Origin of the sequence: Flectobacillus rivi (assembly GCF_030056655.1) — a bacterium.
GTDB classification, from domain to species: domain Bacteria; phylum Bacteroidota; class Bacteroidia; order Cytophagales; family Spirosomataceae; genus Flectobacillus; species Flectobacillus rivi.
Genome location: NZ_JASHIE010000002.1, coordinates 223,671 through 247,248, shown reverse-complemented (window position 1 = coordinate 247,248; position 23,578 = coordinate 223,671). Strand labels below are relative to the sequence as shown.

Sequence of the window (23,578 nt, the reverse complement as noted above, 5' to 3'; positions counted from 1 at the left end):
CCTTAGGTATTTTTTGACTACAAGATTCTACACTAATGGCAAACACCTATTCTCAAGTGAATATTCATTGTGTATTTGCAGTGAAAGGACGAGAAAATATCATATCCAAAGCTCTTCAAAAGAGATTATTTGAATACATTTCTGGTATTCTATCTGGTAAGAATGCTTATCCACTAGCTGTTGGAGGATGGAAAGACCATATTCATATTTTATTTGAGCTTCCCACAGATAAAAACATTGCAGAGATTGTAAGAGAAGTAAAAGCCTCATCAACGAATTGGATTAATTCGTTGGGTTTGATTAAAGGCAAATTTTCTTGGCAAGCAGGGTATGGGGCATTCTCCTATGCAAAATCACAGCGAAATAATGTTATAAATTATATTCTCAATCAAGAGCAACATCATCGTGTAAAAACTTTTAAAGAAGAATATTTAGAGATATTACAAAAGTTTGAGATTGATTTTAATGAACAATTTGTATTTGAATTTTACGAAGAATAAAACCATTATAACTTTAGTTCAATTGGAATGATATAAAATATATCGTGAGTTCTGTCACCCCTACGGGGTTCGTGATTATTCAGCATGGATTATTTTATCTACCAAACTGTCGCTCCTACGGAGCTAATAGTATTCATAAATAGATTAATCTTTCAAAAGAGTATTTTGTAAAAAATAATTACGTTCTCAGCCCCGTAGGGGCGTAAGTTTGGTAGTATATAAGAGAGTGTAAACTAGTCTAAAAAGCCCCATCGGGGCGACAGAATTATAGCATAAAACAAAAAGCGGAAACCAATTTCTTGATTTCCGCTTTTAAAATATATTATTCAATCCTATTTCGAGAACAGCGCAACGTCTGCTTGCATCATATCGTCTACGAGAGCATTCAAGTCAAATTTTGGTTTCCAGTTCAACTTCGTTTGAGCTTTAGTTGGGTCACCAATCAACAACTCTACTTCTGTTGGACGGAAATAACGAGGGTCTACTGCCACTACCTCTGTACCAATTGCTACTTGATAAGCGGGATTTGAACAAGATTTAACGATTCCTTTTTCATCAACACCTTCGCCAGTAAACTCTACTTCGATACCAACATAAGCAAATGCCATACGTACAAACTCACGTACACGTGTTGTGATTCCTGTCGCAATTACGTAATCTTCTGGTGTATCTTGTTGCAAAATCAACCACATAGCTTCTACGTAATCTTTGGCATGTCCCCAGTCACGTTGAGCGTCCAAGTTACCTAGGTATAATTTATCTTGTTGTCCTAAAGCAATCTGAGCTACAGCACGCGTGATTTTACGAGTTACGAAAGTTTCGCCACGTAATGGAGATTCGTGGTTAAACAAAATACCATTCACCGCAAACATATCATAAGCTTCGCGATAGTTTACTGTAATCCAGTAGCCGTATAATTTAGCAACAGCATAAGGCGAGCGAGGATAGAATGGTGTATTTTCTGATTGTGGCACTTCTTGTACCAAACCATAAAGTTCAGAAGTGGAAGCTTGATAAATTTTAGTTTTTTTCGTTAAACCAAGTAAACGTACTGCTTCCAAAATTCTTAACGTACCAATACCATCTACTTGTGCGGTATATTCTGGTTCGTCGAATGAAACTTTTACGTGCGACATCGCCCCTAGGTTATAAATCTCGTCGGGCTGAACTTCTTGAATAATACGAATGATATTGGTAGAATCACTCAAATCGCCATAATGCAAAATAAATTTTACATCACCTTTGTGTAAATCTTCATACAAATGGTCGATTCTTTGCGTATTTATCAACGAACTACGGCGTTTGATACCATGAACTTCGTAACCTTTCGAGAGGAGCAGCTCTGCCAAATAGGCTCCGTCTTGTCCTGTAATACCTGTAATTAGGGCTTTTTTCATTTATAAAATTAGAATACGTTATTTCAATTTTGCCATTTGCCGTTTAGGCATTTTGCAAAAATAATAAATCCATTCACCAATCTCAAAGTTTTTACTTACTGGTTAGTAGATGGTTAAAATTTATACGTAGTTAAAAGATGTTTGTCACGGTCTAAATAGTACTTTTCAAAGAAAGGAAGTTGCTTGAACGTGTCGTAATATGCTTCTTCTCTGAAACCTTATTTTACAAACATTCCTTTTTTGATTTCTACTTTATCTGGTAAAATCAAGGCGCTTGGGTACGTCTCTTTGATAGAGGCAAAGTATCTTTCAGCATCCATTCTGTTTAAAAAATCTCCTACTTTTACTTTGTAAACAGGCTGTTGAAATGTCAAATACGGAAAAATTTCTGGGTAGGTCTGATACGTATATACCTTGGCATCGTCGGCAGACTTACGATCATTTCCAACATATATCTGAATGCGAAAGCCATTTGCAAACTTAATATTCTTGTTTTGCGACGCAATTGTATCCAAGATTGGGTCTAAGCGCTTGTTGATGTATAATGGAACATCTCGATTGTCAAAAACAATCTTAGAGGCTTTGGCTGAATTTACGACCTGATTTGACTCATCTTGATCCTTGAATTTGGGACGAAAACTAGACAAATCTTGCTGGAAAACGTGATGTTCTGTACTTCTAGTCTCTCCACTTTTTGTTTTGCTACTCGCAATACCTGTTTGGGTCGAAGCGGTTGGGCTTTGCGAAGCACAAGCTGAAGTCAACAACAGTATTCCATAAAAACCTATTATTCCAATGTGTTTTTTCATACAATTTGCTCAGGATTATAATGACTTAATTTTTGCGAGAGGTTATCAATATCGACTAAGATTGAAATAAAGAGTCTGAATAGCAAGAGATAACTCACACGGAAGTCTTGTCAAAGATACAATTTTATTAAAATAATTGAAAAGCACTTTACTCATTGTAACTTTGCTTTACGTTTATTTTAAATTTTCATTCGTTCCAACAACAACCTAATGAATATTCAAGAAAATATTTCTTTAAAAGCCTATAATACTTTCGGGCTTGAAGCTACGGCTCAATACTTTACTGAGGTCAAAACAGTTGAAGCATTGGTAGAAGTTTTATCACTCGAAACTTTCAAAGATACCCCAAAATTGTTTTTGGGTGGCGGAAGCAATATTTTACTAACAAAAGATTTTGAGGGCTTGGTGATTAAAATAGATATTCAAGGAATCGAGAAGGTCGATGAAAATGAAAATCATGTGTATTTGAAAGCAGGAGCGGGAGTAGTCTGGCACGAGTTTGTGATGCATTGTATTGCCCATGACTGGGCAGGCGTCGAAAACCTTTCCCTGATTCCTGGTACAGTGGGGGCAGCACCAATGCAAAATATTGGGGCTTATGGAATTGAAATCAAAGATGTTTTTGAAAAACTCGAAGCGCTTAATTTAGAAACTCTTGAAATAGAGACTTTTACACTGGAGCAATGTCATTTTGGTTATAGAGAAAGTATTTTTAAGAACTCTCACAAAAATCAATATGTTATTCTTAATGTAACGTTTATCCTTAGTAAAACGCCCAATTTTCATGTCGAATACGGTGCTATTAAAGACACTTTGAAAGAAATGGGTATCGAACAACTTAGTATCAAAGCTATTAGTGATGCAGTGATTCATATTCGTCAGAGTAAATTACCTAATCCAGCTGAAATTGGTAATTCGGGCAGTTTTTTCAAAAATCCAGAAATACCCAAAGCACAGTTTGATACATTGAAAGAAAAATTCCCACATATCGTGTCATTTCCGAGTGTAAATCCTGAGTTGATTAAAGTGCCCGCAGGTTGGCTTATTGAGCAAGCTGGTTGGAAGGGTTACCGAGATGGACAAATAGGAGTACATGCCAAACAAGCTCTCGTACTTGTAAACCATGGTGGAGGCAATGGCAAAGCGATTAAAGAATTAGCCTATAAAATTCAAGATTCAGTCAACGAAAAATTCGGTATTTTGCTACATCCAGAAGTGAATTTTATATAAGATTAAGCGTTATAACGATACGATCACTAATAGAACTCAATCAAAGTTTTTCTCCCAAAAACAAATATCCAACATGAATATTCCCAAATTAAAAAACTTAGATAAAAATAATTTCTTCTTAATGGCAGGTAGTTGTGCCATCGAGAATCGTGATTTGGCTTTTGAAATTGCTGAAAAAATAAAAGGGATTACTGACCAATTTGGTATTCCATTTATTTTCAAAGGTTCATACCGTAAAGCAAACCGTACAAAATTGAACTCTTTTACAGGTATCGGGGATATTCCTGCCTTGGAAATCTTGAAAGAAGTTGGCGAGTATTACGACCTTCCTACGGTAACAGATATTCATGAGTCTGACGAAGCGGCTATGGCAGCTCCGTATGTAGATGTATTACAAATTCCAGCATTTCTGTGCCGTCAGACAGACCTTTTGGCTGCTGCTGCCAAGACAGGTAAAGCTGTAAACATTAAAAAAGGACAGTTTATGTCTGGTCCTTCTATGGGGTTTGCTGTAGAGAAAGTATTGCACGAAAACCCTAATGCTCAGGTATTTTTGACAGACCGTGGTAACTCTTTTGGCTATGGTGACTTGGTGGTTGATTACCGCAATATTCCTGAAATGCAAGCTCATGGTGTTCCAGTGGTGATGGATTGTACTCACTCGTTGCAACAACCAAACCAAGGAACTGGTGTAACAGGTGGCAAGCCTCAATTGATTGAGACTATCGCCAAAGCTGCTATTGCAGTAGGAGCAGATGGTTTGTTTATTGAGACACACCCAAATCCAGCTGTTGCTAAATCTGATGGTGCCAATATGTTGCCATTAGACAAGTTGGAAGCTTTATTAGAAAAATTAGTACGTGTGAGACAAGCTATTGTTTAAACATAATTCAGTTCTAACTGAGGGAATTTTGAGTGTTTTACCAGTAGAGACGCAATGTTTGCGTCTTGAGCTGAATAAAATCTAGTATAATAGTATCAAAAAAGCGGTCGAAAAATAGTTTTCGAGCGCTTTTTTGATGAAATGTTAAGTTTGACATTCTGTATGACTCATGTTGATGTTGATACTACAATACAAAACGGCACTTTTTAGACGCAAAGCATTGCGTCTCTACTGGTGAATTTCTTCTTAAAACAATCACTCAATTGGGCGTAACTCAACGCTATTTACGTTCCCTCAAATAACAGATACCCTGCTAACAACTAACTTCCCCTCAATAATTCTTCATTTCATCTCTCCCTTGTTGGTAGCCCAACAAAATGAGTCTTTCTATGTCATCTTTATCAAACGATTGGATATCGATATTCAAGGGTTGTTGTGGGCGAATAATTTTTAATTTGATTCTTTTTTGACCTTTCAAAATTCCTGAAGTAGCACAGCTTCCATCTTCGGGCAAACATTCGTTTCTAAACTCAGCCCAATCCAAATCTGCATTGAGACATTCGTTTACGGCAATGTCCATCACCCTGTCTACCAGCGCCAGCAAGTTGCCATAAGGAAAATACCCGCCGTCAAGTTTTCGAGTGTGGCAGGCGATACATACAATCTCATCTGCACCATCGTCGATGGCTTTTTTGACTGGAGCTACATCGCGCATACCCCCGTCCAGAAAAGCCATTTTTTTGTGGTCACCAATATTGATAACAGGCATCAAAATCGGAATCGCCGACGAAGCCATCACATAATCCAAGAAATGCTCATAGCTTGGGTCGGCATAAATCATATTGCCATTGATAATGTCGACAGCACCAACTTTGAGAGTAACAGGACTTGCATTGAGATTTCGTAGATGAATATTGTTATGGAGAATTTCCTTGAGTGGTGTCGTATCCAATAAGCCTTCAAAGTTTCTACGAATAGCACTTAACCCTAACTCGTAAGTGCCCCTACGTAACGCCAGAGAATCGGGGGTAGTGATATTATTTGCCCAAAATTGACAGAGGTCTAATGCAGTTTCTGTATAGTCAATAACACCATTCTCAAGCATTTGTCTACCAATGGCATTGACCAAATAGGAAGCATTCATACTTCCTGCCGAAACCCCATAAATAGCATCTGGATAAAAACCAGACTCAAATACCGCACGAACAACCCCTGTTTGATAAGCCCCTTTGACAGAACCACCTGCCAATACTAATATTTTACTCATAGAGGTATTTCAATGATATTGGTTCATAGTTAAATAATTAGGTAACTTTGGATAGAGAGAAAGATAGCCTTTTTTGAAAGCTAAAGTTTTACTTTATTTGATCAAAATGATAACTAAACTTGCTAATAATCAATAGGATACTTGTCATTTTTGGGAAATATTTTTCTCAAAGCGTATGATTTTTTTCTAGAAAAAAACCATAATCAGTAGCCTTTTTTGTGAAAAAAACTAAATCTTCTAACAAACTAAAATACAGTTTTTATGTTATAAAGTCAGGTTAAATTACCTGTTTTTTATCTAAATCGACTAATTTGCGTCGGAATTAAGAACGGTACCTGTCTTTGTCATAAAATATACCCAAACTAGGTGCCCAGCAATTGAACAAATGTCTTTATCAATCAAGGAAATACAAGCTCCCATCGCTGCCGAAATGGATGCCTTTGAAGGCAAATTTCGCCAGTTTATGAAAACGAAAGTGATGCTGTTGGACACAATCATGAATTACATTGTCCAACGCAAAGGGAAACAACTCCGACCTATGTTTGTATTTTTGTCGGCGGGAGTGTTTGGCAAAATCACAGAAGAAACCTATCGTGGTGCAGCGCTTATCGAGCTTCTTCACACGGCTACACTTGTGCATGACGATGTGGTAGATGATTCTAATTATCGCCGTGGTTTTTTCTCTGTAAATGCGCTTTGGAAAAATAAAATTGCAGTTTTAGTAGGTGATTATCTCCTTTCAAAAGGGTTGTTACTGTCTATCGATCACGGAGATTTTGAGATGTTGAAAATCGTTTCGACAGCCGTGCGAGAAATGTCAGAAGGAGAGCTTTTGCAAATCGAGAAAGCTCGTAAACTGGATATTACAGAAGATATTTATTTTGAAATTATTCGTCAAAAAACAGCCACTTTGATTGCTGCTTGTTGCGCCGCAGGCATGTCGTCGGCAGGAGCTAATGCCGAAACAGTAGAAAAAGCAAGATTATTTGGGGAGAAAGTCGGTATTGCTTTTCAAATCAAGGATGACCTTTTTGATTATGGCGATGCTGAAATAGGTAAACCTTTAGGTATCGATATCAAGGAAAAGAAAATGACTTTGCCTTTGATATATGCTCTTAACCAAGCAGATTGGAGTACTAAGCGTCATGTAATCAACACGATTAAAAATGATTCTGAGAACCCTAAAAAGGTAGCAGAGGTGATTGATTTTGTAAAAAAATCGGGAGGTTTGCAATATGCTACCGAAGTAATGCAAAATATTGTTCGTGAAGCACTAGCTATTTTGGATTCATTTCCAGAATCTATCTATCGCACATCCTTGGCAGGATTGGTACAGTTTACGATAGAAAGAGCTAAATAGTCAAGTTTTCATTGAGTGAATTGTGATTGAGTGAATGAGTGATTATTTTTTACATGATTTTTACTTTTAGAGACCCAATACATTGTCTCTAAAAATCCAATATCGAACATGAGTTACCCCTAATTGTGGGACTAGGATGATTCTACAAATATCAAAAAAGCGCTCGGAAATAGTTTTTCGAGCGCTTTTTTGATGCTATTATACTAGATTTTATTCAGCTCAAGACTCAATCATTGCGTCTCTACTACTAGAATACAAACTTTAAAATAATCACTCATTCAGTCAATCTCAATTCACTAAATCAAGGATAAATCAGCTATTTGGATTCAGTCTTTTCTTTGGCTTCTGCCAATTTCCACCAAGGCAAATACGGATAAGCATGGTGTTCATGATGATACCCAAAAAAGTAACAAGAGAAAAAGGCAATCCAGTGATTTAAGCCTTGACTCCTGGCTTTATGTTTATCTGAGGGGTCGTGTTCGCCACGATGTGGCAAATACGTGCCAAAATAGAATAATTGCAAAGTGCTCAAAATAGCAGGTACTTCCCAAAACAGGATTAGATTCCACATCGGAAAGACTAATTTGAGTAAATTATAGGTAATTGCCATTAGAACTATTTGCCAAACTGTGACATATTCTAAGGCAAACTTAAGATACCATCGAAAAAAATTACCTGCATAATAATCAGGGTCTTGTTCACTTGCTGCATGCTTGTGATGCAAGTGGTGCTTCGAACTCAGTTTGTTATAATTATTAAAGGCAAACAAAGTAGCACAAAGCCAGCCAATCCCATAATTAACCTTTGGGCGATGTGGCATCACTACACCATGAATGGCATCATGTGCGGTGATAAATACACCCGTGTAGAGGTGCGTTTGTATCAATAGTCCCAAATAAATTAAAGGATCATCGAAACGAACAGGATAATGTAGAAAATACCAAAGATTTGCTCCCCACAAGAGTAAAATCAATGCGGCATAATATAAACCTTTATAATTTTTGAGTGAGTTCATATTGGTTAAACAAGTAAGCCTATAACTTTGTTACAAACATCAAATGTAAAGTTAATTGTATTTTCATGGCTAAAATTGAAAAAAATCTCCAACAAGCTATTCTTGATTTACCTCAAAAGGAAAAAGATAAACTTTTGATTCGCTTGATTGGAAAAGATAAGTTATTGATTGAAAAATTCGAGTTTGAATTACTAGAAGCAGGCGAAACCTTGCAAGAACGCAGGGCAGATTTACATGAGGCATTTGAGATGATGTATCATTCTCACATAACTTCTCCCAAAGCATTGCTTTATGAAGTTAGAAAAATGAGCAGTGCTATTACAAGACATCTAAAAATTACAAAAGATAAATACGGAGAAGTAGAGCTTACTATTGCCCTTATCAAAGGATGCTTTGAACATAATACTTATATTGTTGAAAAATACAGTTCTTATGCAGATGCATTATTGCAATATTTAGCCAAAAGAACGGAGGCTGTAGTGAAGAAAGTGGAAAAATTGCATCCCGACGAGCAGTTTGATTTTCTGGAAAACCTCAATTTGCTTTTACATTACAATTACGAGTATGCTACCGCTTACTATGCGAAGGAGCTAAAATTGCCTAAGAAATTTGATTAATTAGTATATTTCGCATGAAAATGAGTATAGTAGTATTACTTTTTGCGAGAAAGATTTATTTTTATAGAAACATACCACTCCCAACTCAGCTTCAAACTACCACTAATGTTTTTGATGAATTATAATTGCCTTACTCTTCTATCTTGATAGAAGGCCAGAACTAACACACGCACAATTATGTCAAAAATTATTGATGCTATTAAGAACTCTAACTACCTGTACATGGTAAAAATTGACCTAGAAGGTTTTATCACGTACGTATCACCATATTTTCAAAAGAGATTTGAGTATGTAGGTAAAAATTTGGTGGGAGTATTCAGTCTTGATACGGTCTATATGGAAGATCATCAAAAATGTGCTGAGGTGATTCAGCTATGTTTTGCTGAGCCTGAAAAGCCTTTTCCTGTGATATTAAGAAAACCTCATATTGCCAATAGTTTTCTTTGGACACAATGGGAGTTTTCATTACAATTAAACGCCAATCAAGAACCCCATGAAATTCTTTGTATCGGTCATGATATAACCCACGTGGAGGAGCTAAATGAGCAAACTGTCAACATGAATGCCTTGTTGCTCGAGCATCAAAATAAGTATAGTAGCCTTTTTGAGTTATCGCCTGTAGGTATCGCTGTGAATTCGATGGATGGGCGTTTTCTGGAAGTGAATACCGCATTGTCTACCATGACAGGATATTCAAAATCAGAACTTTTGAAGGTAGATTATTGGGCATTAACTCCTCAATCCTACGAAGAACAAGAACAGGAACAACTCAGAAATTTACATAATTTAGGGAGTTATGGCCCTTATGAGAAAGAATATATCCATAAAGATGGACATACCATTCCGATTTTATTACATGGAAGACTCGTGTTGGACAAGCATGGAAAACCTCGTATATGGTCAATTATTCAAGATATTAGCAAAGTAAAAGAGCGTGAGCAGATTATTATTGACCAAAACTCCAAACTCAAAGAGATTGCCTATACCCAATCGCATGTGATTAGGCATCCTGTGGCAAATATCTTAGGTGCTGTGGATTTGTTGGAAAACGAAACAACAATTCCACCCGGTATTCAAATATTGGTTGAAATGCTCAAAATTAGTGCTCAACAACTAGATGATATTATTCGTGAGACAGTCCTCAAATCAAGAGCTCTCGAATCTAGCGAAGAAGAAATAAGCCAACTTCACACGAAAGACAGCGCTTAGTTTGACAAAAACTTTTCATCCATTCCAAAGCACCCTGCGAATCAGCCGCATTTTTGATAGGTAAGCGAAGTTCTTGCCAAATATCCAAAATATGGTTTTTCTCAGGGTGTATTTCTTCAAGCATAGCAATTGCTTTATCTACTAACATTGGCTCGTTTTTATACCTGCCATATCCAGCCATCAAAGGTACAACGGTATTGATTAGGATATTTTCAAGAGAACTTTTTCCAAAACTTTTCACCTTTGTTTCAGTAGACTTTCCGAAACGATAGTGATTTCCCCAATACGATGAGGTGCTAATGTTAAAAAGTGATTCTATGGTTTGAGTATCATTAAAGTAAATCATTAAGGAAAAAAGATTAGCATTTCTCCCAATTAAGGCTGCCCATTGCGCTAACCTAACCGTTGGAAAGTTGGCAGGTCGCATTCTCAAAAACTTCCACTCATGTTTTTCTACAACAGGTTTTAGCTGATACTTTGCGGACAAAAACTTAAATTCCTGCTTTAATTTTTGCTGATATTCATCATTTTCCTCAATTACTTCCAACAAACCAGCTACCCCAAATACCATGGCTTCAATCTGAAAAAGACTATCTCGATGCTTATGAATACATTTGAGAGGTAAATTTTCGGCTAACCTCACAAAGGGTTCGGCATTGACGACAAAACCAAAATTTTTGGCTAATAATCGATATGCTACTTCCTCCCAATCTTGATTACATTTAGCAAAAATCTCCATGATATAATGAGCCTTTTTTTCAAGTCTTAGTAATAAAGCTTTATCTAACATCCCTAGTTTTCTAATATAGGGAACTTCCTCGAATTGACCTTGACAGAGAATTTGAGTAGGTTTAGCCATAAAATCTGCATAAGATTGTAACAGATGTGTATCAACGAGGTCTTTTACGACCAAAGTGGGCATTATGGTACCATCGTGGCGATGTACCTCGCGGTCATTTTCCCAAACTACGTGTAAAATTACATTGCCATAAGCTTGGTCGTGCTGATGTGTATGCTGTTCCCAGTCCGAAGATTTGAGGTGTATTTCCACACTTCCTATCCATTCGACATCGTCAATTTGAATATGCGCTTCTAAGAAATCTGCTCCAGCATGAGCGTTGTGATAGCCAACTTTCAGAACCTGAATAGGCTCAGCTTGTGTGCTTAATAGAGAAAGACTATTAAATTTTTGAAATTGCCAAACATGGTGTAAAAAGGCTTCTTGCATCATTATAAGGTGTTTGATAGATTAAGAACTAAAAGTTTGTAGTAAAAATAGAAAAATCTATCAAAATGCTCTATTTTTTAACAATATTTTCTCTAATCGTATTAAAAAAATAAGGAATGATGCTCAAAACACCATTCCCTATAAAATCAAACGCTTAAATGTGATAAGGTAATTTTATTTTTCCAGCTCAATCACCGTGTCTAATTCATCTCTTTGAGCTGGATTAATATCAAAAACAACGAAGTTGTTATCTAATTTTTGGAACTTCACTGGTGCTCCAGATTTAAAATATTTAGCCGTTTTGAATGCTACAGGTATTTTAATCATCCATTTATCTTCTTTTTGTTTTAGTAAATGAAGATATACTTTATTGCCTTTTTCGGTTACAGCACCCCAATCTTGCGGGCGAACAAATCCGCCTTGCGTGCCATAAATCGTTGAGCCGTATATTTTCATGAAATCACCTACCTTGGCTAATCTTTCGACAAATTCTGATTGTATTTCGCCATTAGGCATTGGTCCAACATTCAACAAAAAGTTGGCGCCATAGCCTGCTGCTCTAACCAAGTAATCAACTAATTCTTTTGGAGTTTTGTAACTGTTATCTTTGATATTATATCCCCATGAGCCATTGAGTGTTTCGCAGGTTTCGAGAGGTAATTTACCAATTTCTTGTCCCGATAAGCCCGATTTGTTTTCGCCAGGAAGATCACGCTCAAACATCTGGAAATCTTCACCATCAATTGGTAACAAATGATGATTGTTGCCAATCAAACACTGTGGTTGAAGTTTGTGAATTAGTGAATAGATTTCATCGTATTTCCAGTCTATTTTAGATTGTAATGTTTTATCATGATCGTTGTCTAACTGGTCCCAATGTCCATCAAACCAGATAGTTGACACTTCTCCATACTTGGTGAGTAACTCGGTAAGCTGATTTTTCATAAACTGTAAATAGCTGGCATAGTTACTTTTTTCGGTACGTCCAGTACCCTTACCTGTTTTACCAGTTTCGTAAGGATAATCGGTGCGATACCAATCCAATAGCGAATAATAAAAACATATTTTGATACCTTGCTTATGACATTCATCTGCGATTTCTTTAACAATATCTCTTTTAAAAGGGGTGTTTGCAATGCCCCAATCTGAATATTGCGTATGAAAATTACTAAAGCCGTCGTGATGGCGAGTAATGAGGGTAATGTATTTCATACCAGCGTTTTTGGCAATACCAACCCATGTTTTTGCATCAAAATCTACTGGATTAAAAGCTCTTTGGAGTCTTTGGTAATCTTTTATTTTAATATTTTTGTTGTTCATAACCCATTCACCATCGCCCAAAACGCTTGATGCGCCCCAGTGGATAAACATTCCGAAGCGAGCTTCATCAAATTCTTGACGAGCTTTGAGGTTTTCGGGACTAGGCACATATTTTTGTGCAAACATGGATGCCGTTGCTAGAAAACAACACAATAAAGCAGTTGTAATTTTTTTCATGTTTTATAATAGTTTGTAAAGATAATTTGGTGTTTTTAAAAGATATTTTTCTCAAAAAATACCTATACATTTATGAAATAGTGATTATGATGAATGGTGAAGTAGGACTGTAACAAAGTTTGTAAGCCATTGTATATTTGGAATTTCTGATTTCGGAAATAAAGTGAAATACCTGTATTTTTTACAAAAAACAGAAAATTACACTTCCGAAATCCGACATTCGATATAAACAGTTTTTATAATCCTTCATAAAGTACTAATACCCAATGGATGATTTTAAAATGCTTAGTACACTACAAATTCATAATTCGTCGAATAGCACTAATACTTAATACCCAATATATGAGTCAAGAAAAAGAATCTTATCAGGTTGTGGGGGCTGTTTGGATTGAAAAATCTGATGGTACCGACCGATTTTTAGGAAAAGGAAGAATCCAATTGATGGAGCTTATCATCGAACATGGTTCTATTTCACAAGCTGCCAAAGCCATGAATATGTCTTACAAAAGAGCATGGGAATTGATTAATTCGATGAATGTCCAGTCTTCTAAGCCTTTTGTGATTACCCAAGTGGGTGGAAAAAGAGGAGGTGGGGCAGTAGTCACAGACGAAGGAGTAAAAGCTATTGTCGAATATAAAGCTTTGCAACAAAGGTTTAAAGATTTTTTGAAACAAGAAACAGAAGCCTTCAATCAAAAAAGTCACATCTTAGGTATCGTTTAGCTACAAGTCTCATTTTTCATTTATACTTCTTCAAGTCTTGTCTTTTTAATTCATACGTTATATTTTTACAAAAATAGCGAAACGAGTACTCATGAAAAATTAATTGAATTTTTCGAAACCGCTAAACTTGCTTACAACTTATAATTGAATTCATGGATATTTCCCAAATGATCTTAATGCTGGCAATGCTGGCAACAGTGGCTTTTTTATATGCTTCCGTAGGGCATGGTGGCGCTAGTGGATATCTTGCTGTAATGGCCTTGTTAGGTTTTGCTCCCGCATTGATGAAATCTTCAGCACTGATTATGAATTTGGCGGTATCATTATTTTCGTTTATTGGTTTTTATCGCGCAGGGCATTTCAAAATCAAACTTTTTTGGCCTTTTGCCATTGCCAGTATTCCTATGTCTTTTTTGGGAGCCACTTATACACTTCCCGATAGTATTTACAAAAAAATATTAGCGGTATGTATTCTTATTTCGATTGTAAGAATGTTGGTGAAATTCGAAAAGTCCGAGCATGAAGTAAAAGAGATTCCATTGTTTGGGGCCTTGTTGACTGGTGCAGTGATTGGACTTTTATCTGGAATGATTGGTATTGGCGGAGGCATTATCTTGAGTCCTGTAATGCTTGTAATGGGCTGGGCAACACTCAAACAAACGGCTGCGGTGTCGGCATTATTTATCTTTGTCAATTCCGTTTCGGGATTGATCGGAGCTATCTCAAAAGGAACGTTGGTGATTCAGCCAGATTTGATTTATGCAGTGATGGCAACTATAGTAGGAGGTACCGTTGGGGCTTATTACGGTAGTCATAGATTCAATATCCCAACCTTACGATATATGCTGGCATTGGGACTAGTAATTGCTTGTCTGAAGCTTATATTTACCTAGAGAATGGTGAGTTGCAAATGGTGAATTAGCGCTGCACTAAGGATTTCAAACTATTGTAGATTGGGGATTTCTGATTTCGGAAATAAACAAAAAGACCTTTATTGGTCATAAACAATAGAAGCCTACACCTCCGAAATCCAACATCCGATAAACAGTTTTTATCATCCTAAGTACACTACTAATTCACCATTGATACTCAAATTCTATTGAATCATCATTGGGCGTGCGGCACGTCCTTCTGATTGGGCAAAAATTTGATAACCAATAATTTCAAGATTTTCTTTTCCTGTGAATGAAGCAGCTTGATATTCACTTAGTACTTTTATATAAGTATTATCAAAGCTATTATTGACAAAATAGTTGAATGAAAAAGTAGGTTCGGCACTAAACAAGAATACTACTTTTTGAATTTTATTTTGCGCCTTAGCTGCTTTTCCTAACCATTGCAAACGGCTCTGCATATAGCTAAAAGTAGGAGTGGTTTGGTAATCGTGTACCAATACTCGGTCTGTATTTGTAACAATTCCTGTTGCTTGTGTCAACTCTTGACCAGTAGGGTTTTGAAACCATCCTATGTAGGTTTCCGTAGGTACTGGCGTTGTTTGAGCATCTCCCCAAGCATTGATTCCTTGTAATTCTTTTAGGTAGCTTTTAAAGGTTGCAGCTTTATTCCACCATTCAAGTTCCAAGTTAGCATAATCAAATTTTTCGAGGGCATCTGTACGGCTAGCATTATAATTATTGATAGTAGTCGTAAAGGCACTAGCCGAACCCATGCAAGCGGTAACGGTAGTGATGCCATATTGTGTACGTGCTTTACGAATAAACGCCGCTACTTTAGGATACCCCGCCGATGTTGCTAATAACGTGTACAAATCGTAGCAAGTTACCGTAGTAAAGTTGTTGTATTGGCACCATTGAAGCAAAGCATTTTCTTTACCTTGGTTACCGACAATGTATTTCAAACTGTCAAGATATACCCCTCTGTAAATAGAGCTAAGGTCAATTTTGAGACCACTGTGCTCAGGGCTTGATGGTTCTACCGATGGGTCTTCGCTACATTGTGTAAACAGAAAGACGGAGGACAAAAGGATAATAAATAGATAGTGATTCTTCATGAGTATAAAATTTTATGGGCTTTGTAACTCTAAAATAGACATTGAAAATCACTATTCCAAATACATTAGTGCTTAAAAATGGTTATAATTGATATAAATCATATTTTAAAATTTGTACTTTGTTGATAGCAAATGAGTTGAGCACTATAAAGAAATTTTGTATAAGAGTATTAAATAATTATGAGCGAGTGAAAATTGGTTATAGGCGAAGAACGGTATCTGTTGTTACATATAATTATAATAGTATTAAAACAAAAAAAATCTTAGCCTGTGAAGACTAAGATTTCTTAAAAAAATCTATGAATAAAAATTCAGTTACTGGAATTAATTACCGAACTCAATTTTATCAGTAGAAATTAGTTTTTATAAAGTACTGCCTTCACAGCATCAACTGTACGCTGAATGCTTGGCAAAATTTCATCGATAAGCGTTGGTGCATAAGGTAGAGGAAGGTCTTTTGAGTTTACACGGATTACTGGAGCATCCATAAAATCAAATGCCCAACGTTGAATATTGTAAGCAATCTCAGAAGAAAGTCCTGCAATTGGGTTAGCTTCTTCAACTACCACACAACGGTTGGTTCTTTTTACAGAAGCAAGAACTGTTTCATAGTCGATAGGACGAACTGTTCTTAAGTCGATAACCTCAGCGTTGATACCCATTTTAGTCAATTCAGCAACGGCTGGCATAACAACACGTGACAACATTTTACCAAAAGTTACGATAGTAACATCTGTACCTTCTTTTACAACGTTTGCTTTTCCGATAGGAATAAGGTATTCGCCATCTGGAACAAGTCCTTTGTCACCGTACATCAATTCAGACTCCATGAAAATAACAGGGTCATTATCACGGATAGAAGCTTTCAAAAGTCCTTTTGCATCAGCAGGATTTGAAGGCACAACTACTTTCAAACCTGGTGTGTTAGCAAACCAGTTTTCGAAGTTTGAAGAGTGTTGTGAAGACAATTGACCAGCATTACCTGTAGGTCCACGGAAAACCATTGGACAAGAATACTGACCACCTGACATCGACATCATTTTGGCAGCAGAGTTGATAATTTGGTCAATAGCTACCAATGAGAAGTTGAATGTCATGAATTCAACGATAGGACGCAAACCATTAGCGGCAGCACCTACAGCGATCCCTGCAAAACCTAGCTCGGCAATTGGCGTGTCAATTACTCGGTCTGGACCGAATTCATCCAACATTCCTTGCGAAACTTTATAAGCACCATTGTATTCGGCTACTTCTTCTCCCAGTAAAAAAACTGATTGGTCACGACGCATTTCTTCGTTCATGGCTTCACGAAGAGCCTCTCTGAATTGTATTTCTCTCATTTGTTTAAGATAATTCTAGGATATTTAGGACGCTATGCGTTAAAAATTAGATTCTTGTTATATTGAAAACTGTCTGTAAAATTAGGGAAGAATATTGGAACAGACAAGCGGGTTTAGCAACTAAGCCAGTAACATTATTCAAGAAACCTCAAATAGCTGATATTTGTTAGTTTTTGAAAACACTTATTTTCTGAAAAGTCGCTTTTATGCCCTAAAACTGATGATTGGATACTAAAATCTTCCTCTTAATAAACCGAAAAAATAGATTTTTTTACTCATTTACCACAAAAGTATTCCCTAATATCGTCATGATTCAAGGTTACTTCCTTTAAATTTGAGTACTTTTTGCATGAAAATACAACGGTAAAAAGAAGAAGAGAGTTTCCCATTCCAAATCTAAATAGAAAATGCAAGACCTTAAAGTTACGCTCATACAAACAGAACTATATTGGGAAAATCCCATAGCGAATTTGGCTATGCTAGAAGAAAAGATAGCACAAATAGAGGAGGAAACCGATTTGATTGTATTGCCAGAAATGTTTAGCACAGCTTTTTCGATGAATACAACGCTCGCCGAGCCAATGAACTTGACTACTTTTAAGTGGATGAAGCAACAAGCTGCTCAAACAAAAGCTGTGATTTTGGGTAGCGTGATGATTCGGGAGGGCGAGAAGGTCTTTAATCGTATGATTTGGATGCAACCTGACGGACAATTTCAAACCTATGATAAGCGACATTTGTTTAGAATGGGCAACGAACATTCTCATTATGAAGGGGGAAATAAGCGATTAATAGCAACTTTGAAAGGTTGGAACATTTGCCCATTGATTTGCTACGATTTACGCTTTCCTGTGTGGTCGCGCAATGTTGCTCAGGAATACGACCTACTAATATATGTTGCCAATTGGCCTGCCGCAAGAGCCTACCCTTGGAAATCTTTGCTTGTAGCTCGTGCCATCGAAAATCAAAGCTATGTAGTTGGGGTAAATCGAGTTGGGAAAGATGGTAATGATTATGCTTTTTCGGGAGATTCGGCAGTGTTGAATTTTAAAGGAGAATACCTTTTTGAAAAAAGTAATGAAGAAGCTATGGTTACGATTACACTCTCAAAAGAAGATTTGAATACTTTTAGAACGCAGTTTCCTGCCTATTTGGATGCCGACAAGTTTGAAATACTTGATTGAAATAAACATGAGTCATCCCTAATTTAGCGATTGAGTGATTTAGCGAATGAGTGATTATGTTAAAACTCGGGATTTGATATTACTATACTTAGGTCGACTCGACCTAAAACGCAAAGCATTGCGTTTATACAGCTAGAATACAAATTTTAGAATAATCACTAAATCACTCAATTGTAAATCACTAAATTAGAATACCCTAAAGGTTTCAACCTTACTGAATCGTTAGTTTTCGGAAAGTATCCTCCAAAGATTGTCCGTTTTGTACCAATGTAGATAGCGCTTGATCTTCTACGATTTTACCTTTGTTGATAATCACCACTCTATCACAGATAGCCTCCACTTCTTGCATAATGTGAGTAGAGAATACCACTGTTTTTTCTTTTCCGATATTTTTGATAACCTGACGAATCTCAACAAGTTGATTAGGGTCGAGACCTGTTGTTGGTTCGTCCAAAATCAAAACTTTTGGGTCATGAATCAAGGCTTGGGCTAGTCCTACACGTTGACGATAGCCTTTTGAAAGTTGACCGATTTTTTTCTTTTGTTCAATTTGTAAACCAACCAACTCAATCACCTCTTCGATTCTGCGTGTCAGTTGATTACCTTTTATTTGATAGATACCGCCTACAAAGCTCAAAAACTCCTTCACATACATATCCAAATAAAGAGGATTGTGCTCAGGAAGATAACCAATATTTCTACGTACCTCTTTTGACGACTTTTGTACATCGTAACCACATACTTCTACAGAACCTTCAGTGGCAGGAATATAGCAAGTCGCGATTTTCATGGTAGTGGATTTTCCTGCACCGTTAGGTCCGAGAAAACCAACAATTTCACCTTGATTAACCTCAAAAGAAATATTGTCAACAGCTTTTTGCTGCCCGTAAATTTTGGTAAGATTTTGAATTTTGATAGACATTCTAGCGTATTGTTGAATGATTGACTGAATGAGTGATTGTGTGAATATACCCAAGGGAAATTTATGCAGAAAGGCTAGTGTTGCACCTAGTTCTACATTACCAATCACCCACTCATTTATTGCATGTTTTATGAAAACATTCCTCCTAAATCCAAGCCTGGAATATTCGGAAGAAGTCCATTGGTAGCTTGCTGTAGGTGTTCTTTGATTTTGCCTTCGATATTACCCATGGCAATGTTAGTAGCTGCTACAATCAAATCTTGTACAACTTCACGGTCAGAAGGTTTTAATAAATCTTCATCGATTTCAACATTGAGCAATTGTTTTTTGCCATTGATAGTTACTTTTACCATACCACCACCAGCTTCGCCAGTTTCAACGATTGTTCCCAATGTTTCTTGTGCTTCTTTCATTTTTGCTTGAAGGTCTTTTACCTTTCCAAGCATTCCCATCATGTCGAACATAACTTATTTGCTTTGTTTTGGATAATCAAAAAATGGTTCATGAGCCAATGCTCATTTAGACTTGCAAGTTACAATTCTTCCCTCAAGTCACCAAAACGTTGATTAATGAAACCATTTAGTAAACCACCACAATGCTTCCTTCTTTAGTAATGATATTACCAGAAAGGTCTTCTACTTGAACCTGAAAAGCGTAACTTCCCGCAGGTACTTTGTTGCCATTTGAGCTTGTACCGTCCCAACCCAACTGTGGATTATTTTGATAGTTGGTGTTTTCTATAAATGAAATTAAATTGCCCCAACGGTCGAAAATGGACATTTTAGTAGCCTTGATAAATCGTCCTTGAATATAAAATGTGTCATTGAGCCCATCGCCATTAGGCGTAAATGCCTGTGCCGAAAGTGCCAACGAAGGACGTTGATATTCTACATAATTAGAAAGCGTAGTTGGAGGATAGCTAGTTGGATAACCCTCAATAGCTAAATAAATAGTTTGCCCTTCTGCTTCAGGAATGTTCAAGGTAGAAAGATTGAGTGAATTTTTGGTGCTTGTATAAGGCAGACCAGACCCTGAGGTATTAATTGGGAGACCTGTACTAGGGTTGATCCTGTAGATTTTATATTCTGTAATGGGGTCTGTAAAAGAACTTTCAGGAGACCAAATCATTGACGAGCCTTGCATTTGAGCAAAAATGGGACAAATCTTAGACGACGGTTGAGACTCGCCACAGCCACCTGTCCATGTCATATAAAAGCAATACTGCTGAGCGCTTGGATTTACCGAAGTGTCATCCCAAAAAGCACTCGCATCCGAATGTACTTTTGTATAATTACCATTGATGCTGTTGGCACGGTAGTAGTTGAAGGCCGTAAATGTTGGCAAATCCTTTCCTTCTTTTTCCAAAGACGTTACACGAATCGACTGCCCGCCAATAACGGTACTGCCCACTTTACCAAGAGGCGTTGGTGGAATGGACGTATTTTTGATTTTTAATAAATTAGATGTGGATTTGGATTGGTAATTAGTGACGACTTTATAAGTGTACTCTTCTCCACAAATAACATCTGTATCATCATACAGATTATTGCCAATACTCGTAATATTCCTTAGTAGCGATTCAGTGCCAGATGCATCAACTTTGAATACATCGTATGAGCGAAAAGTATTGCCAGGGAGGTTGCTTTGTGCTACTGACCAAATAATTACGTTGCCCCCTTGCTTGGTATTGCCTGTGAGTGGTGTCGTACAAATTTCGTTAGTACTCTCAACGGTCTTAGCGTTGCAAATATCAAAGGCATTGACTTTAAAGCAATATTGTTTGGTAGGGTCAGGAACGGTTAAGTTCTTGATTGCAAAAGCTGTAGCAGTTGGAGTATAAGTTAACGCTGGTGTTCCCGAAGTGTTGTAAGTAGATTGAACAGCAGGGTCACGCATCCAAATTTTATGTTCAATATCCACTGTGGCAAATGTATTTAATGTAACCTCTGATGCGTTTGTTGCGCTTCCGAGTGTAATTTCACCCAATAGAGGTGGGAGCGGCGTTGAAACTGTGGTGAGGGTTCTTGAGTCTGATTTTACACAACCACCAACTTTATTTGTTCCAGATATTTCTAGGTCATAAGATAGAAAGCCACTATTTATAGTTAGTGGGATTGAGTAGGGGTAACTGGCTATACCGGAACGGGTGGTACCTCTTGGTACACTTCCCAACGGAGTAACAGAATAAGTATAACTATCAATCAACTTATTTGATGGGTCATCGAGTAGAACAATCGTAACTTCCTTTTGTGATGTACCAGCAACATCACACATTTTTACAGTGTATTTGGGTTTCTCCAAGTCTACGACCTGAATAACCTGACAAGCATAATAGCCTGTCCCATTGTTGCTACCAAAACTTTTGATAAAATATATCCCTGGCGTAGCTGGCGCTGTAGTAGAAATAGAATTAGTAGTATTCGGTACAGGAATTGCACTAGAGGTAGAAAGTACAGTCGCATTTTGAGTAATTTCGAAAGATCGTGATTGCCCGCCATTTACTAAATCTTTTAAGGTAAGCGGTTGTTGCGGGCATACTTTCAAGGGTATGTTATTGACTGCTGTTGGTTTGCTATCGCCATCCGAGCTTACAGGATCAGTATCAATATTATTGATAGAAAAAATACCCCTGTCATCACTCAAAGGCGCATCGGGGCATTGTCCTAATGCAACTTCATGAAAAGTTACCAGTAGAAAAAGAAAAAAGATATTTCGAGTAAAGTATGTAGTAAATGAATGAGTCATAATGGTTAATATCTTCAAAAATCAACTTAGGATAAGATTAAATAAAGGTAGTAGCAATAACTATGCTAATCATGTATATAAACACAAATAGATAGGAGAGAAAAGGAAGATAATCTATCAACGAATGAGGTGCGATTTTATGATAAATATACAAAAAATAACACCTTTGTGAGTAAGCCTGTACTGACTCGGAACAAAATAGTATAACTTTGGAGTTTTAAATGAAATACAAATTTATGATATTGATTCGACACGAAAGTGTTGGCAAGAACATTCTCAAATTATAAAGAATTGAATAGGTTACGTGAAAACGAGACTTCTTTATGACTTATTGAAACTCTGCTAATGCTTTTGTTTCGGCCCCAAAAAAATAAAAAGATGTCAGCTATTAAATTAGATAGTATTGAGGAGGCTATAGAAGCAATCAGAAATGGTGAAATAATCATTGTTGCTGATGATGAAGACCGTGAAAATGAAGGAGATATGATTTGTGCCTCCGAGGCAATCACTCCCGAAATGGTCAATTTTATGATTCGCGAAGGTCGTGGTTTAATGTGTGTATCCCTTACCGAAGAACGTTGTAATGAATTAGGCCTCGAAATGATGGTGGGCAATAATACTGCCTCGCACGAAACACCATTTACTGTTTCTGTAGATTTATTAGGGCATGGCTGTACCACGGGTATTTCAGCTCCCGATCGTGCTAAAACGATTCAGGCATTAGTTGACGAAAATATCCGTCCTGAAGAGCTGGGTCGTCCTGGGCATATTTTTCCGTTGAAGGCTCGTAAAGAAGGTGTTTTGCGTCGTACTGGGCACACAGAAGCTGCTATGGATTTTGCCAAATTGGCTGGTTTCAAGCCTTCAGGTGTACTTATCGAAGTATTGAATGAGGATGGTACCATGGCACGTCTTCCAGATTTGAGACGTATGGCTGATAAATTCAATTTGAAACTTGTGACGATCAAGGATTTGGTTGAATATCGCCTCAAAACAGAATCTTTGATTAAGCGTGAAATTGGTGTTGATATGCCAACCGAACATGGACATTTTGACTTGATTGCTTTTAAGCAATTAAACACAGGCGAAAGTCATCTTGCTTTGGTAAAAGGTACTTGGGAAAAAGACGAACCCGTATTGGTACGTGTTCATAGCTCATGTGTGACAGGCGATATCTTTGGCTCATGCCGTTGCGATTGTGGGGCACAGCTACACAATGCGATGGAAATGGTCGAAAAAGCAGGAAAAGGAGTAGTCTTATATATGTTCCAAGAAGGCAGAGGTATTGGTTTGATTAACAAACTCAAGGCTTACAAACTTCAAGAACAAGGCCGTGATACTGTGGAGGCTAATTTGGAATTAGGCTTCAAAATGGATGAAAGAGATTATGGTGTAGGCGCACAAATTTTACGTGATTTGGGCGTTGGCAAAATCAAATTGATTTCGAATAACCCTAAAAAACGTGCTGCTCTTTTTGGTTATGGTCTCGAAATCGTAGAAACTGTTGCAATCGAAATTGCGCCAAATCCGCACAATGAGCGCTATTTGCAAACCAAGCGTGACAAAATGGGACATAACATTTTGAAAGGATAGTTTTTGAATTTGAAAATTTGAAGATTTGAAAATTTGTTTTTCTGTATC

At 37.1% G+C, this 23,578-nt stretch carries 20 protein-coding genes and 1 pseudogene; 10 read left to right on the top strand and 11 right to left on the bottom strand.

What is annotated here, in order from left to right; translation table 11 throughout:
• The first annotated feature begins 35 nt into the window (after positions 1–35).
• Positions 36–500 (top strand): IS200/IS605 family transposase, encoded by a 465-nt coding sequence (gene tnpA / locus QM481_RS03485; protein ID WP_283380664.1) that lies wholly within the window; start codon positions 36–38, stop codon positions 498–500.
• 332 nt (positions 501–832) lie between these two features.
• Here the strand turns inward: tnpA and gmd are convergent, their stop codons facing one another.
• On the bottom strand, positions 833–1,897 hold the full coding sequence (gene gmd / locus QM481_RS03480) for a GDP-mannose 4,6-dehydratase (RefSeq protein WP_095160266.1): 1,065 nt from the start codon (positions 1,895–1,897) through the stop codon (positions 833–835).
• Positions 1,898–2,115: 218 nt separating this feature from the next.
• Positions 2,116–2,706 (bottom strand): SPOR domain-containing protein, encoded by a 591-nt coding sequence (locus QM481_RS03475; protein WP_283380663.1) that lies wholly within the window; start codon positions 2,704–2,706, stop codon positions 2,116–2,118.
• A gap of 210 nt (positions 2,707–2,916) precedes the next feature.
• Between QM481_RS03475 and murB the strand changes: the two genes are divergently transcribed.
• Positions 2,917–3,936 carry a UDP-N-acetylmuramate dehydrogenase gene (gene murB, locus QM481_RS03470; protein ID WP_283380662.1) on the top strand — a complete coding sequence of 340 codons (1,020 nt, stop codon included), beginning with the start codon at positions 2,917–2,919 and terminating at the stop codon, positions 3,934–3,936.
• A 73-nt stretch (positions 3,937–4,009) separates the two neighbouring features.
• A complete protein-coding gene (kdsA, locus tag QM481_RS03465; RefSeq protein ID WP_283380661.1) occupies positions 4,010–4,819 on the top strand; it encodes a 3-deoxy-8-phosphooctulonate synthase in 810 nt (269 codons plus the stop codon).
• A 331-nt stretch (positions 4,820–5,150) separates the two neighbouring features.
• On the opposite strand, the gene QM481_RS03460 is transcribed toward kdsA, so the two are convergent.
• Positions 5,151–6,086, bottom strand: coding sequence for a patatin-like phospholipase family protein (locus QM481_RS03460; RefSeq protein ID WP_283380660.1), 936 nt, complete (start codon positions 6,084–6,086; stop codon positions 5,151–5,153).
• Positions 6,087–6,471: 385 nt separating this feature from the next.
• Between QM481_RS03460 and QM481_RS03455 the strand changes: the two genes are divergently transcribed.
• Complete coding sequence (locus QM481_RS03455; protein ID WP_166553453.1) at positions 6,472–7,446, top strand: polyprenyl synthetase family protein; 975 nt, start codon at positions 6,472–6,474, stop codon at positions 7,444–7,446.
• 316 nt (positions 7,447–7,762) lie between these two features.
• Here the strand turns inward: QM481_RS03455 and QM481_RS03450 are convergent, their stop codons facing one another.
• A complete protein-coding gene (locus QM481_RS03450; RefSeq protein ID WP_166553454.1) occupies positions 7,763–8,461 on the bottom strand; it encodes a fatty acid desaturase in 699 nt (232 codons plus the stop codon).
• 65 nt (positions 8,462–8,526) lie between these two features.
• Between QM481_RS03450 and QM481_RS03445 the strand changes: the two genes are divergently transcribed.
• A complete protein-coding gene (locus QM481_RS03445; protein ID WP_166553455.1) occupies positions 8,527–9,078 on the top strand; it encodes a hypothetical protein in 552 nt (183 codons plus the stop codon).
• 177 nt (positions 9,079–9,255) lie between these two features.
• Complete coding sequence (locus QM481_RS03440; RefSeq protein ID WP_283380659.1) at positions 9,256–10,287, top strand: PAS domain S-box protein; 1,032 nt, start codon at positions 9,256–9,258, stop codon at positions 10,285–10,287.
• Here QM481_RS03440 and QM481_RS03435 read toward each other — a convergent pair.
• Both QM481_RS03435 and QM481_RS03430 read right to left on the bottom strand, forming a co-directional pair.
• Complete coding sequence (locus QM481_RS03435) at positions 10,241–11,518, bottom strand: DUF2851 family protein (RefSeq protein ID WP_283380658.1); 1,278 nt, start codon at positions 11,516–11,518, stop codon at positions 10,241–10,243. The two genes, QM481_RS03440 and QM481_RS03435, sit on opposite strands and share 47 nt — an antisense overlap.
• A gap of 171 nt (positions 11,519–11,689) precedes the next feature.
• The gene (locus QM481_RS03430; RefSeq protein WP_283380657.1) at positions 11,690–13,012 is read right to left on the bottom strand and encodes an alpha-L-fucosidase; all 1,323 of its coding nucleotides are present in this window, start codon (positions 13,010–13,012) and stop codon (positions 11,690–11,692) included.
• 342 nt (positions 13,013–13,354) lie between these two features.
• Here QM481_RS03430 and QM481_RS03425 point away from each other — a divergent pair, with 342 nt between their 5' ends.
• Together QM481_RS03425 and QM481_RS03420 are read left to right on the top strand one after the other, a co-directional pair.
• Positions 13,355–13,735: a winged helix-turn-helix domain-containing protein gene (locus QM481_RS03425; RefSeq protein ID WP_166553459.1), complete on the top strand. Its 381-nt coding sequence runs from the start codon at positions 13,355–13,357 to the stop codon at positions 13,733–13,735.
• A gap of 152 nt (positions 13,736–13,887) precedes the next feature.
• On the top strand, positions 13,888–14,628 hold the full coding sequence (locus QM481_RS03420; protein WP_283380656.1) for a sulfite exporter TauE/SafE family protein: 741 nt from the start codon (positions 13,888–13,890) through the stop codon (positions 14,626–14,628).
• Positions 14,629–14,831: 203 nt separating this feature from the next.
• On the opposite strand, the gene QM481_RS03415 is transcribed toward QM481_RS03420, so the two are convergent.
• A complete protein-coding gene (locus QM481_RS03415) occupies positions 14,832–15,746 on the bottom strand; it encodes a hypothetical protein (protein ID WP_283380655.1) in 915 nt (304 codons plus the stop codon).
• A 356-nt stretch (positions 15,747–16,102) separates the two neighbouring features.
• Entirely contained in the window at positions 16,103–17,086 is a 984-nt protein-coding gene (locus QM481_RS03410; protein WP_283380654.1) for a pyruvate dehydrogenase complex E1 component subunit beta, read from the bottom strand.
• Between the two features lie 407 nt (positions 17,087–17,493).
• Here QM481_RS03410 and QM481_RS03405 point away from each other — a divergent pair, with 407 nt between their 5' ends.
• Positions 17,494–18,270: an amidohydrolase gene (locus QM481_RS03405; protein ID WP_283380653.1), complete on the top strand. Its 777-nt coding sequence runs from the start codon at positions 17,494–17,496 to the stop codon at positions 18,268–18,270.
• 265 nt (positions 18,271–18,535) lie between these two features.
• Here QM481_RS03405 and gldA read toward each other — a convergent pair.
• From gldA to QM481_RS03390, 3 genes and pseudogenes are all read right to left on the bottom strand, one after another.
• Positions 18,536–19,192, bottom strand: a pseudogene (gene gldA, locus QM481_RS03400) (gliding motility-associated ABC transporter ATP-binding subunit GldA); the annotation flags it as partial.
• A 128-nt stretch (positions 19,193–19,320) separates the two neighbouring features.
• Complete coding sequence (locus tag QM481_RS03395; RefSeq protein ID WP_095160286.1) at positions 19,321–19,656, bottom strand: YbaB/EbfC family nucleoid-associated protein; 336 nt, start codon at positions 19,654–19,656, stop codon at positions 19,321–19,323.
• 115 nt (positions 19,657–19,771) lie between these two features.
• Positions 19,772–21,937, bottom strand: a complete 2,166-nt coding sequence (locus QM481_RS03390; protein WP_283380651.1) for a T9SS type B sorting domain-containing protein — start codon at positions 21,935–21,937, stop codon at positions 19,772–19,774.
• A 378-nt stretch (positions 21,938–22,315) separates the two neighbouring features.
• On the opposite strand from QM481_RS03390, the gene QM481_RS03385 reads away from it, so the two are divergent.
• Positions 22,316–23,530, top strand: a complete 1,215-nt coding sequence (locus QM481_RS03385) for a bifunctional 3,4-dihydroxy-2-butanone-4-phosphate synthase/GTP cyclohydrolase II (protein WP_095160288.1) — start codon at positions 22,316–22,318, stop codon at positions 23,528–23,530.
• The last annotated feature ends 48 nt before the right edge of the window (positions 23,531–23,578 follow it).

Coding starts and splice junctions, on each gene's coding strand:
- QM481_RS03405 (WP_283380653.1), top strand. CDS start 17,494: ATGCAAGACCTTAAAGTTACGCTCATACAAACAGAACTATATTGGGAA.
- QM481_RS03390 (WP_283380651.1), bottom strand. CDS start 21,937: ATGACTCATTCATTTACTACATACTTTACTCGAAATATCTTTTTTCTT.
- QM481_RS03415 (WP_283380655.1), bottom strand. CDS start 15,746: ATGAAGAATCACTATCTATTTATTATCCTTTTGTCCTCCGTCTTTCTG.
- QM481_RS03425 (WP_166553459.1), top strand. CDS start 13,355: ATGAGTCAAGAAAAAGAATCTTATCAGGTTGTGGGGGCTGTTTGGATT.
- QM481_RS03445 (WP_166553455.1), top strand. CDS start 8,527: ATGGCTAAAATTGAAAAAAATCTCCAACAAGCTATTCTTGATTTACCT.
- kdsA (WP_283380661.1), top strand. CDS start 4,010: ATGAATATTCCCAAATTAAAAAACTTAGATAAAAATAATTTCTTCTTA.
- QM481_RS03385 (WP_095160288.1), top strand. CDS start 22,316: ATGTCAGCTATTAAATTAGATAGTATTGAGGAGGCTATAGAAGCAATC.
- QM481_RS03440 (WP_283380659.1), top strand. CDS start 9,256: ATGTCAAAAATTATTGATGCTATTAAGAACTCTAACTACCTGTACATG.
- QM481_RS03420 (WP_283380656.1), top strand. CDS start 13,888: ATGGATATTTCCCAAATGATCTTAATGCTGGCAATGCTGGCAACAGTG.
- QM481_RS03460 (WP_283380660.1), bottom strand. CDS start 6,086: ATGAGTAAAATATTAGTATTGGCAGGTGGTTCTGTCAAAGGGGCTTAT.
- QM481_RS03475 (WP_283380663.1), bottom strand. CDS start 2,706: ATGAAAAAACACATTGGAATAATAGGTTTTTATGGAATACTGTTGTTG.
- QM481_RS03395 (WP_095160286.1), bottom strand. CDS start 19,656: ATGTTCGACATGATGGGAATGCTTGGAAAGGTAAAAGACCTTCAAGCA.
- gmd (WP_095160266.1), bottom strand. CDS start 1,897: ATGAAAAAAGCCCTAATTACAGGTATTACAGGACAAGACGGAGCCTAT.
- QM481_RS03455 (WP_166553453.1), top strand. CDS start 6,472: ATGTCTTTATCAATCAAGGAAATACAAGCTCCCATCGCTGCCGAAATG.
- tnpA (WP_283380664.1), top strand. CDS start 36: ATGGCAAACACCTATTCTCAAGTGAATATTCATTGTGTATTTGCAGTG.
- murB (WP_283380662.1), top strand. CDS start 2,917: ATGAATATTCAAGAAAATATTTCTTTAAAAGCCTATAATACTTTCGGG.
- QM481_RS03435 (WP_283380658.1), bottom strand. CDS start 11,518: ATGATGCAAGAAGCCTTTTTACACCATGTTTGGCAATTTCAAAAATTT.
- QM481_RS03450 (WP_166553454.1), bottom strand. CDS start 8,461: ATGAACTCACTCAAAAATTATAAAGGTTTATATTATGCCGCATTGATT.
- QM481_RS03430 (WP_283380657.1), bottom strand. CDS start 13,012: ATGAAAAAAATTACAACTGCTTTATTGTGTTGTTTTCTAGCAACGGCA.
- QM481_RS03410 (WP_283380654.1), bottom strand. CDS start 17,086: ATGAGAGAAATACAATTCAGAGAGGCTCTTCGTGAAGCCATGAACGAA.